The following is a 12794-nucleotide window of genomic DNA, read 5'->3' on the forward strand; positions in this document are numbered from 1 at the left end:
CTTCTTGGACAATGTTTTCACCAACATTTGTTGATATTGGAATTTTCATCGGAACGATAGGTTTCTTCTTTGTATTGTTTTTATTATACTCCAGAACATTCCCGGTTATTGCTCAGGCAGAGGTAAAAACAATTTTGAAAGGAACAGGAGATAATTACATTAGAGAAAGAGCAAATAAAGATTCACATCATGAGTAATAAAGTAATATACGCCATTTATAATGACGATGATATTTTGATGGATGCAGTAAAGAAAACCAGAGCTGCTCATCATCATATTGAAGAAGTTTTTACTCCATTCCCAGTTCACGGATTGGATAAGGCTATGGGTTTAGCACCAACAAGATTAGCAATTTGTTCTTTTTTATATGGATGTGTTGGTATTTCTGTTGCAACAACAATGATGAGTTATATTATGATTCATGACTGGCCACAGGATATTGGGGGAAAACCGAGTTTTAGTTTCATTCAGAATATGCCGGCTTTTGTGCCAATTATGTTTGAGATGACTGTGTTTTTTGCTGCTCACTTAATGGTAATTACTTTTTATATGAGAAGTAGGTTATGGCCATTTAAAGATGCTGAAAATCCTGATGTAAGAACAACAGATGACCATTTTTTAATGGAGGTTGCTGTAAACGGTAATGAAGCAGAACTAGTTTCTTTTTTCGAAGGTACAGGAGCAGTTGAAGTTAAAGTAATTGAAAAGAATTAATTGTAGCTATGAAAAGGATATATAAAATAACACTTTTAGTTGGTATAACTATTTTAGTTTCATCTTGCCACAATAATTCGGCGCCAAACTATCAGTATTTCCCTAATATGTATGAATCTGTAGGATATGAAACATATTCTGAAGCTTCTGTATTTAAAGGAGGAAAAGAAGGACAGCTTCCTGTAAAAGGAACTATCAACAGAGGTTTTGAACCTTATGAATATGAAAATTCAACTGCAGGTTATGAATTGGCTAAGGCTAATTTAAAGTCTCCTTTGGATTCTATCGAAAGAAATTCCGGTAAAGGAAAAGAACTTTTCGAAATTTATTGTATTAGTTGCCATGGTGCAGCTGGTAATGGTAAAGGTAAATTGGTTGAAAGAGAAAAATTTCTTGGAGTACCTAGCTATAAGGACAGAGTAATTACTGAAGGAAGTATCTTTCATGTAGAAACTTATGGTTTAAATGCAATGGGTTCACATGCAAATCAATTAAGTGCCCATGAACGTTGGTTAGTTGCTGACTATGTTCTAAAACTAAAAAGCCAATTATAATTGTTGAACAAACTGATCGTAATAGATATGTATACATTTTCAAGTAAATTAAAAACTTTTTCTATCATCCTGATGGCCATTGGTATATTAGGTATTGGGTATGGTTTTTTAAGTGCTCCTAAAGATATTCAAGAAGTTGAAAAAATACTAGCTGCTGATGCACGTGGATCTCATGGTGCAGAACATGAAGCTACTACTGAGGCTTCTCATAAAGAAGCTGGACACCATGAAGCTGCGGAAGCTTCAAATGAATCACATAAAGGTGGAGAGCATGAAAAAGTTGATGCTTCTAATGAGCATGAAAAACATTTAAACCATGTATTGCACCAATTACAAAACAAGCCTTGGTCTGCATTATATGTTGCTTGTATTTTCTTTTTATTGATTTCTATGGGGGTTTTAGCATTTTATGCTATACAGCAAGTTGCTCAGGCAGGTTGGTCTCCGGTTTTGTTTAGAGTAATGCAGGGAATAACTGCTTATTTGCCTGTAGGGTCTGTAATTTTCTTTATTATTCTGGTTCTTTGCGGATTGCATTTTAATCATATTTTTGTATGGTTAGGTGAGGGAGTTACTGACCCTAAAAGCCCAAACTATGATGAAATTATTGCTGGTAAAGCAGGTTATTTAAATTTCCCTTTCTGGATTGTCAGAGCTGGAATCTTTTTATTAGGATGGAATTTATACCGTTATTATTCAAGAAAAAATTGTTTGGCTCAAGACGATGCTAATGATGATTTATTCTACAAAAAGAATTTTAATATTTCTGCTGGATTTTTAGTTTTCTTTATTGTTTCTGAATCTATTATGTCGTGGGATTGGATTATGTCAATTGACCCGCATTGGTTTAGTACATTATTTGGCTGGTATGTATTTGCTTCTTTCGTTGTAAGTGGTGTTACTGTAATTGCATTGGTTTCAACATACCTAAAATCTAAAGGATATTTAGAACATGTAAATACTAGTCACATACATGATTTAGCTAAATTCATGTTTGGTTTTAGTATTTTCTGGACTTATTTATGGTTCTCTCAATTCATGTTGATCTGGTATGCAAACATTCCAGAAGAGGTGACTTATTTTATAACAAGAATTCAATTATATAACTTACCATTTTTTGGAGCTGTAGTTATGAACTTTGTTTTCCCATTATTGATATTAATCAATACAGATTTTAAACGTCTTAGCTGGGTTATTGTAATGGCTGGTATTGTTATTTTATTAGGACATTATGTTGACTTTTTTAATATGATTATGCCAGGTACAGTAGGAGACAAATGGTTTATCGGGGTTCCTGAAATTGCATCTGTTCTTTTCTTTCTGGGGTTATTCATTTTTGTAGTATTTACTGCATTAACTAAAGTTCCTTTATTAGCAAAAAGAAATCCTTTCATCGAAGAAAGTAAACATTTTCATTATTAATATTTAAAGAAATAAACAGATGACAAGTTTGTTGGTAATTATAGTTTTAGTTTTATTAGCAGTTGCATTATGGCAATTGACCAAGATTTTTGATCTTACTCAAGTAGGATCTTCTTCGGACGATTCGCAAGTTGCATCAGATAATGATAATAATATTCAGGGATATATTATGTTTGGCTTTTTAGCTTTCATTTATATATTTACTATTTATGGTTTACTTAAATGGGGTCATTTAGCACTTCACACGCCTGCTTCAGAGCACGGAATTTTAGTGGATAGTTTGATGAATATTACTTGGGTTTTAATTTTTGTAGTTCAGGTTATTACACAAGGTTTATTATACTGGTTTTCTTTTAAAAATAGAGGAAATAAAGATAAAAAGGCATTATTCTTTGCAGATAGTAATAAATTAGAAGCACTCTGGAGTATTATTCCATCTGTTGTTTTGGCAGTTTTAATTCTTTATGGATTGTATGCCTGGAACAATATTATGTTTATTGATAAAGATGAAGACGTTATTGAAATCGAATTATACGCACAACAATTTAAATGGACTGCAAGATACGCAGGTCAGGATAATGTTTTAGGAAAGGCAAATGTTCGTTTAATCGAAGGAATAAACACTTTAGGTGTTGATATGTCTGATCCTAATGCTCAGGATGATATTGTAGTTACTGAATTACACATTCCTAAAGGTAAAAAGATACATTTCAAAATGCGTTCTCAGGATGTATTGCACTCAGCTTATATGCCTCACTTTAGAGCGCAAATGAATTGTGTGCCAGGTATGGTTACAGAATTTGCTTTTACTCCAACTTATACAACTGCTGAATATAGAGAATTACCATTTATGGTTGAAAAAGTATCAAATATCAATAAAATCAGAGCTGTAAAAAGTGCTGAATTAATCGCTAGTGGAGGTACAGCTTTAGATCCTTATACATTTGATTATTTATTATTATGTAATAAAATTTGTGGTGCATCTCATTACAATATGCAAATGAAAGTGGTTGTTGATTCACCGGCTGATTACAAAAAATGGTTAAGTGAAAAAACTACTCTGGCTCAGGATATTAAAACTGCAGCTGCAGCTGAGAAACCAGCAGAAGGAACTGAAACAGCCAAAGATAGCAGCATTGCTAAAGACACAGTTAAAGCAGTTGTAGATACTGTTAAAGCTGCTGTAGCCAAAGTTGCAGCGAAATAATATTTATTAAGAAATTTAAAGTACACATATATGTCAGCAGAACACGATCACGGACACGATCACGATCACGAGCACGAACATCACCATAAAGACACTTTTATTACTAAATATATATTTAGTATTGATCACAAAATGATTGCTAAGCAATACCTGATTACAGGTATTATAATGGGAGTAATAGGTGTTGCAATGTCCTTGCTTTTCAGAATGCAATTGGCGTGGCCTGAAGAGTCTTTCAAAATATTCAATGTTTTATTAGGTGATAAATTTGCACCGGATGGTGTAATGGCAAATGATATTTATTTGGCTTTAGTTACAATTCATGGTACCATAATGGTATTCTTTGTACTGACGGCCGGTTTGAGCGGAACTTTTAGTAATTTGCTTATTCCACTTCAAATTGGAGCCAGAGATATGGCTTCTGGATTTATGAACATGATTTCATACTGGTTGTTCTTCTTATCAGCTGTAATAATGTTATCTTCATTATTTGTTGAAGCTGGTCCGGCATCTGCAGGTTGGACAATTTACCCGCCATTAAGTGCATTGCCACAAGCAATTCCGGGTTCAGGTACAGGTATGACTTTATGGTTAGTTTCTATGGCTATCTTTATTGCATCTTCTTTAATGGGATCTTTAAATTACATTGTAACCGTAATTAATTTAAGAACAAAAGGAATGTCTATGACTAGACTTCCTCTTACAATCTGGACATTTTTTGTAACAGCTATTATTGGTGTTATTTCATTTCCAGTTTTATTATCTGCTGCCTTATTATTAATTTTTGACAGAAGTTTCGGTACTTCATTCTTCTTATCTGATATTTATATTGCAGGTGAAGTTTTACATTATCAAGGTGGTTCTCCAGTATTATTCGAACACTTATTCTGGTTCTTAGGACACCCTGAAGTATACATTGTAATCTTACCGGCAATGGGTCTTGTTTCTGAAATTATGGCTACGAACTCTCGTAAACCAATCTTCGGATACAGAGCAATGATTATGTCAGTTCTTGCAATTGCATTTTTATCTACAATTGTTTGGGGTCACCATATGTTTATCTCTGGTATGAATCCATTTTTGGGATCTGTATTTACCTTTACAACATTATTGATTGCGATTCCATCAGCTGTAAAAGCTTTTAACTGGATTACAACTTTATGGAAAGGTAACTTGCAATTTAATCCTGCAATGTTGTTTTCTATCGGAATGGTTTCTACTTTCATCACTGGAGGTTTAACTGGAATCATTTTAGGAGATAGTACTTTAGATATTAACGTTCACGATACTTACTTTGTAATTGCTCACTTTCACTTAGTAATGGGTATCTCTGCACTTTACGGAATGTTTGCCGGTATTTACCACTGGTTCCCTAAAATGTACGGAAAAATGTTAAATAAAAATTTAGGATATATTCACTTTTGGGTAACTGCAGTTTGTGCTTATGGAGTATTCTTTCCAATGCACTTTATCGGATTAGCAGGTTTGCCAAGACGTTATTATACCAATACAAACTTTCCGTTATTTGATGATTTACAAAATGTGAATGTTTTAATTACAACATTTGCCTTAGTCGGTGGAGCTTTTCAATTAGTATTCCTATACAACTTCTTTAGCAGCATTTTTTATGGTAAAAAAGCAGTTCAAAATCCATGGAGATCAACAACATTAGAATGGACTACTCCTGTAGAACACATGCACGGTAACTGGCCGGGTGAAATCCCTCACGTATACCGTTGGCCATATGACTATAGTAATCCAAATCATGACGTAGATTTTGTTCCGCAAAATGTACCGATGAAAGAAGGTGAAGAAGTTTTACATCACTAAAATAATATTTTAAAAGACTGTCCGAAACGACAGTCTTTTTTTGTTCTATAAAAGTTGTTTTGCAAACTGATTAGTTTCTATATCTTTGTAAGATGAATGAAAACCTAGATCCTACTACAAAAGGATACAACCCTGAAGAATTAGATCTCGAAAAAAAACTGCGTCCATTATCATTTGATGATTTTGCCGGACAGGATCAGGTATTGGAGAATTTAAAAGTTTTTGTAGCGGCCGCTAATCAAAGAGGAGAAGCGCTAGACCACACATTATTTCACGGTCCACCGGGGCTGGGTAAAACTACTTTGGCTAATATCTTAGCAAATGAACTTGAAGTCGGAATCAAAATTACATCAGGACCGGTTTTAGATAAACCGGGAGATTTAGCAGGTTTGTTAACCAATCTTGATGAAAGAGATGTTTTATTTATAGATGAAATCCACCGCTTGAGTCCTATAGTCGAAGAATATCTTTATTCAGCTATGGAAGATTTCAAAATTGATATTATGATAGAATCTGGTCCAAATGCCAGAACAGTTCAAATCAATCTGAATCCTTTTACTTTAATAGGAGCTACAACACGTTCAGGATTGCTAACAGCACCAATGCGGGCCCGTTTTGGAATTTCATCTCGACTTCAATATTACACTACTGAACTTCTAACAACAATTGTAGAAAGAAGTTCTTCGATATTAAAAATGCCAATTGTATTAGATGCTGCAATCGAAATTGCTGGTCGCAGTAGGGGAACACCCCGTATTGCTAATGCATTATTGCGCAGGGTTCGTGATTTTGCCCAAATTAAAGGTAACGGAACAATTGATCTGGAAATAGCTCGTTATGCATTAAAAGCGCTTCATGTTGATGCTCATGGCCTTGACGAAATGGATAATAAAATTCTGTTAACTATTATCAATAAGTTCAAAGGTGGCCCAGTGGGACTTTCGACATTAGCGACAGCAGTTTCAGAAAGCAGTGAAACAATTGAAGAGGTTTATGAACCTTTTTTAATCCAGGAAGGTTTTATTATGCGTACCCCTCGTGGACGTGAAGTTACCGATAAAGCCTACAAACATTTAGGTAAAATAAATACTAATATACAAGGCGGTTTATTTTAATTTTTCAAGAAGCTTTTCCAGCCATCCACTATATCTTTTCCTGCCTAAAGAAGGCAAGAAAAGGATGCCGCTTCTGTCTGGGCTAAAGCTCTCCGTTAAATATAATATTTTGTATTGATAAATTCAAAAGAGACATATTCTAAATTTATTAAATCCGAAGCAAAACGACTTGGTTTTCTTTCTTGTGGCATATCTAAAGCAGGTTTTTTAGAAAAAGAAGCACCCAGACTTGAAAAATGGCTCAACAATAACCATCATGGTCAAATGACCTACATGGAAAATCATTTTGATAAACGTTTAGATCCAACACTTTTAGTTGATGACGCCAAAAGTGTGATCTCACTTTTACTTAACTATTATCCAGGTGAAATTCAAAACGAAGATAGTTTCAGGATTTCAAAATATGCCTATGGTCAGGATTATCATTTTGTAATCAAAGAAAAATTAAAAGAATTTCTTTTTTCCATTCAGGAAAATATAGGAGAAGTTTCAGGACGTGCTTTTGTTGATTCTGCACCAGTTTTAGATAAAGCCTGGGCTGCAAAAAGTGGTTTAGGATGGATTGGTAAAAATAGTAACCTGTTAACTCAAAAGGTAGGTTCCTTTTATTTTATTGCCGAACTTATTTTAGACTTGGATTTAGAATATGACTATGCAACCACAGATCATTGTGGTTCCTGTACCGCTTGTATTGATGCTTGTCCTACACAAGCAATTGTGGCTCCGTATGTTGTCGATGGAAGCAAATGTATTTCATATTATACCATCGAGCTTAAAGAAAATATCCCTTACGAAATGAAAGGGAAATTCGACGAATGGATGTTTGGTTGTGATACCTGTCAGGATGTTTGTCCGTGGAATAGATTCTCCAAATCTCATTCCGAACCATTATTTAATCCCAATCTGGAAATACTTTCTTTTACCAAAAAAGATTGGATTGAAATTACAGAGGAAACTTTTCGAACTGTTTTTAAAAATTCTCCCATTAAAAGAACCAAGTTTGATGGCTTAAAGAGAAACATTAAGTTTTTAGAATAATTCTGAAAATCTATAAAATTCTGAATTGATTTAACAAATATAAGCAACTATTAATAAGTAAAAATAGTTCTTATAACTTCTTTTTGCTCTTCCATAACTTTGAATCTTCTCCTTATAACATTTTTTTGATTAGAGCAATCTGTCTGACATAGTTTTGCGCTTTGAAAAAAAGCAGGCAAAAATAATGCTTTTCACTATCTCTTGAAATATTTTAATTAATGACAAATTCAAAAACATGGAACGGAATCCACTATAATAAATGGGGCAGATTCTTATAAACATTACGAGTAAGGAAGATTATGTCTAAAAATATAAACAAACTTATAACCTTTATTTAACATAAAGGATAGTGAAGAGTATAAAAAAAAACGTATTTCATCGTCTAATTAAGCCATTCACCGAAAAATGTAGCTAATGTTTTATGGTTTGTATACTTTCGCTTACCCCAATCTGCTGAATATTAATAAATAAAGATTCTAAGGTCATTTCGAAATTATGGTAAGTGAATTACTTTGCTTTAATAAAATTTCGGAAAGCTCTTTTCCAGAGTATTATCCCATCTTTCTTTTTTTATAGAATCATTACCTATTTTGGAATTCTTTTTGGATTTCAGCTTTTTTCAATTTTACTAACAAAACAGGATTGGTCTATGCAAAACTTTACTTTTAAAGAGCTTAACTCTTTTAAGCTAGTTACTTTTAGTTTGTTTTTTGGCAAAGCAAATTCACAAATCTTTTGAAATGAGATTATTTATTTAGAAAGCAATGCAATCGCAACAATAATAATAAATAACAAAGGAATTGTTTTAACAGCCCTATGTTTTACAGAATTTTTAAAAAAAACTATTTTAATTATATAGTATGAATAAAAAAATACTTTCTACTACAAATTCATTCAAGTATCTACTAGCTTTACTATTTTTAGTAACCGCTACATTACAGCTACAAGCTCAAGCAGGAACTGCTACAACGGGTACAGGCTTGTATAAAGACAAAATTTTTTGGCTCAATTGGGATTTAAATAGTGATGGAGCACCTGCAGATATTATCACCAACGGAACCACTCGATCCTTTACTGCGCCTTCTGGAGTTATCTATACTGCAACAGTTTCTCTTGCAACAGGTACACCAGGGCTCCCTCAATCTCGAAAAACTGATAATTTTTCAGGAAATAATTTCCCATATGGCTATGGCAATATTGGTGGCACCAATGGTGCAGCTAATATTATAGGTATAAATAATGGAGGTACTAACGCTACGGCTAGTCTTCGACTAACAATTGTTGCAAACTATCCCAACGGTACTACGGGAAACGTTGCTGCCTTTGCAATTGCAGGTACAGAATCATTAAATGGTACAAGCGAATATTACCAAATTACTACTCCATCAGGGACCATTAAGTATATGGATAAATATATCTATCAAGATATTTGGGCAAATATGAGCACACAACTTCAGGTTTCTGGAGCTGGATCAACAGTGAGAGTTACGAATCAAAATACAGGTGATTCTAGAGGAGATGCTTTGTTGATAGCAGAAAATGTACCTTATATTGATGTCGCTGTAAAAGGAAGCTCAATACAGCATTTTGCTATTGGGTTTATGGAAAATGTAGATTATTCTGACGCACCAACTGGATATGGTCAGGCAGTGCATATCGTCAATAGCTCTATTACAGGTGGTACTCTGCCCATAGGCAATACAAATCTATCTACAACAACGAATGTACTAGATGCTCAAAGGGGTGCTTTTGCAGACCCGCTACTAATGCTGGGTACTACTGTAGATACTGAAGGAGCATATTCACCAGTTGCAGCTGGAACAAATCCTAATGGAGATGATCTGGCAGGGATTGATGATGAAGATGCTGTTGTAGGTTTCTCCTGGCCACTTTGCCAGGCTACTGTAAGAGCAAAAAACCTAACAGGCAATCCAGCCTATCTAAGCTTATGGATAGACGCTAATAGTAATGGTGTTTTTGATACAAGTGAAAAAGCAACTTATACAGTACCCACTGGTACTAATGGAAATATAGTAATGTCGCTTGCAGCTATTTCAGGGTTAAAGTCAGGCAGCAATTACTATACGCGAATACGACTCTCTTCAACAAACAATTTAGGTCCTACAGGATTTGCTTTTGACGGTGAAGCAGAAGATCATTGGGTGAATATAAACTCTGTAATTACAACACCTTCACCTCTAATCGTTTGTCAAGGACAAACGGCTTCGTTTGTAGGAGTAACTGACGTTGGAGCTACGCACAGCTGGACGGGCCCAAATGGCTTCACATCCACTTTACAAAGTCCATCGATATCTAATGTCCAACCTATAGATGCTGGAGTATACACATTAACACTTACTTACACTTCAGGGTGTATTATTTCTTCAGATGTGACGCTAATCGTTACTCCAACAAATACCATAGTAACAGGTGTAAACAGAACTACTTGTATCAATAGTGCCATAACAAATATAACTTTAGCAACAACAGGTGCAACAGGGGCTACCATCTCTGGATTGCCGGCTGGAGTTACAGGGTCCTGGGCAGCCAATACTGTAACGATAAGCGGTACCCCGACAGCCTCTGGTACTTTCAATTATACAGTGACTACAACAGGAGGATGTCCTCCTGCAATATCTACTGGGACAATAACGGTGGATCCAACTTCGGTTGGAGGAACAATCTCTGGAAGTACAGCAGTTTGTTCGGGTACTGGAACTACATTAAGCCTCTCAGGGAATACGGGAAGCATCCTAAGATGGGAATCTTCTTTAGATAATTTTGCTACAGCAGCAACAACTGTTACCAATAGCACTACATCATTATCAACAGGAAGCTTAACCGCTACTACTTATTACAGAGCCGTTTTACAAAGTGGAACGTGTGCTGCAGTGAATTCATCAGTTGCTACAATAACGGTAAATCCTTTACCAACCATTACTGGTGCAAGTTCAGTATTACAAGGCGCTTCAACCACTTTAACTGGAAGTGCATCTCCAGCTAGTAGTAATCCTTGGGTTTCCAGTAACACGGCAATTGCAACTGTAACCAGTGGAGGAATAGTTACGGGAGTTTCGGCAGGATCGTTTATAATTACTTATACCAATAATAACGGGTGTCAGATTACTATGAATATGTCTGTTACTGACACTCCTTTAGACAGTGATAATGATAATGTTTCGAATCCTGTTGATTTGGATGATGACAATGATGGGATATTGGATAGCGTAGAAAATTCGGCTTGTGGCTTGACGGGGACGTTTATAAATCCTTTGTTTGTAGAGAATTTTGGTACTCAAAGCACTACAGCAGGAACTTTTAGTATTTCTTCGCCGTATACTAATTATAATTATTATCAGGCAACAGCAGGGACAGTTCCTACTAATTCTGCAGATGGACCTGCCTCTCCAAATTTTTCGCTTCAGGATGGCCGTTATACAATATTTAATAATGTCCAGGAAACGTCTACATGGGCAAATTCGCTTTGGCAAAATATAGGGGATCATACCAATGGAGGAACTTCGCCTACAGCTGGTAGGATGGCTATTTTTAATGCTGGTATTTCAGCAGGAGAATTTTACAGAAGAACCTTAACGGGAGTTGTAACCAGTGCACCTATTAATGCTTCTTTTTGGGTAATGAATTTAGATATAGATAAACCTAGCAGTAGTTCAAGAAATTTTCCTAATATAAGAATAGAATTTCAAGAAACTGGAAATCCTTCTAATGTTTTATACAGTTTTACAACTGGAGATATTCCAAGGGTAGCAAAAGGTAGTACTACTGCCTGGCAAAATTTCACAAACCCGACAATTTTTATACCTTCTTCAAATGTAAGTATTGACGTAGTATTTATTAATACAGCAGCTGGAGGAAACGGGAATGATTTAGCCATAGACGACATCAATATTGATCAAAAATTATGTGATTCAGATAATGATGGGATTCCAAATTATTTGGATTTAGATTCGGACAATGATGGTTGTTCTGATGCCAATGAATATTATAATTCAACCACAGCAGATGGCGGAGATGGTGGTGTTTATGGTACTGGAGTTCCAGCTGTAAACGCAAATGGTCAAGTAATTGCTGCTTCTTATTCCGGATCATATACTAATGCTGTAACATTAGGGACTCCAAGTGTTGTAAGCAATCCTGCGAACCAAACGGCCACTTTTGCTGGTACTGCCACTTTTTCAGTAACTACATCTGGGGGGTCTGGTGTCACACAATTTCAATGGCAGCAAAGTACAAACGGGACTATTTGGAATAATGTAGGTACTAATTCATCTTCATTAAACTTAACTGGAATAACCTGTTCTATGAATGGGTATCAATACAGGGTTATAGTAACTGAATCTAATTTTGTATGTGCTAATGTTGTTTCCACTATTGCAGTATTAACCGTATCAAACCCAACAGCCTACACAGTAACAGGAGGCGGTGCTTATTGCGCAGGGGGAACTGGAGTTGCAGTGGAATTAAGTAACTCGCAAACAGGCGTAAATTATCAATTGCAATTGGGCGGAGTTAATGACGGCGCTACAGTTGCAGGAACTGGTTCTGTAATTAGTTTTGGAAACAAAACAGCTGCAGGAACATATACTGTTATTGCTACTAATGCAACAACAACATGTACTGCTCCAATGAATGGAAATGCAATGGTAACTATTACTCCAGTACCTGCTGTTCCGACGATCGGTTCATCGGCAGCGACTTGTCTGGCTGACGGAAGCTCTACGGTATCAAACTATAATGCAACCTTAACGTATACTTTTACTCCGGCAGGACCAGTTGTTGGTGCAGGAGGTGCTATCACGGGCATGGTACCGGCTACGGGTTATACCCTGACGGCCAATAACGCAAGCTGTACTTCAGCGGCTTCGGTTTCGTTCAGCAATGCTGCACAATTGG

8 protein-coding genes and 1 pseudogene are annotated in these 12794 nt (G+C 35.6%); all 9 read left to right on the forward strand.

Translation table 11 applies throughout. The annotated features are described in order from the left end of the window. Positions 1-197 (forward strand): annotated as a pseudogene (locus ABI657_RS17325) (hydrogenase); the annotation flags it as partial. Continuing rightward, positions 190-714, forward strand: a complete 525-nt coding sequence (locus ABI657_RS17330; RefSeq protein ID WP_348098525.1) for a DUF3341 domain-containing protein — start codon at positions 190-192, stop codon at positions 712-714. The pseudogene ABI657_RS17325 and the gene ABI657_RS17330, both read left to right, overlap by 8 nt. An 8-nt stretch (positions 715-722) precedes the next feature. Further along, on the forward strand, positions 723-1268 hold the full coding sequence (locus ABI657_RS17335) for a cytochrome c (RefSeq protein WP_007808965.1): 546 nt from the start codon (positions 723-725) through the stop codon (positions 1266-1268). Between the two features lie 27 nt (positions 1269-1295). Continuing rightward, entirely contained in the window at positions 1296-2690 is a 1395-nt protein-coding gene (locus tag ABI657_RS17340) for a quinol:cytochrome C oxidoreductase (RefSeq protein WP_348098526.1), read from the forward strand. 19 nt (positions 2691-2709) lie between these two features. Then, the gene (locus tag ABI657_RS17345; RefSeq protein ID WP_348098527.1) at positions 2710-3897 is read left to right on the forward strand and encodes a cytochrome c oxidase subunit II; all 1188 of its coding nucleotides are present in this window, start codon (positions 2710-2712) and stop codon (positions 3895-3897) included. Positions 3898-3927: 30 nt separating this feature from the next. Beyond that, entirely contained in the window at positions 3928-5727 is a 1800-nt protein-coding gene (locus tag ABI657_RS17350; protein WP_348098528.1) for a cbb3-type cytochrome c oxidase subunit I, read from the forward strand. A gap of 92 nt (positions 5728-5819) precedes the next feature. Then, positions 5820-6842, forward strand: coding sequence for a Holliday junction branch migration DNA helicase RuvB (ruvB, locus tag ABI657_RS17355; protein ID WP_348098529.1), 1023 nt, complete (start codon positions 5820-5822; stop codon positions 6840-6842). Positions 6843-6956: 114 nt separating this feature from the next. After that, positions 6957-7880 carry a tRNA epoxyqueuosine(34) reductase QueG gene (gene queG / locus ABI657_RS17360; protein ID WP_348098530.1) on the forward strand — a complete coding sequence of 308 codons (924 nt, stop codon included), beginning with the start codon at positions 6957-6959 and terminating at the stop codon, positions 7878-7880. 860 nt (positions 7881-8740) lie between these two features. Next, positions 8741-12794: GEVED domain-containing protein (locus ABI657_RS17365; protein ID WP_348098531.1), on the forward strand; the 4054-nt coding region annotated here is incomplete at its 3' end.

It is taken from the genome of Flavobacterium sp. (genome assembly GCF_039930565.1).
GTDB lineage: Bacteria > Bacteroidota > Bacteroidia > Flavobacteriales > Flavobacteriaceae > Flavobacterium.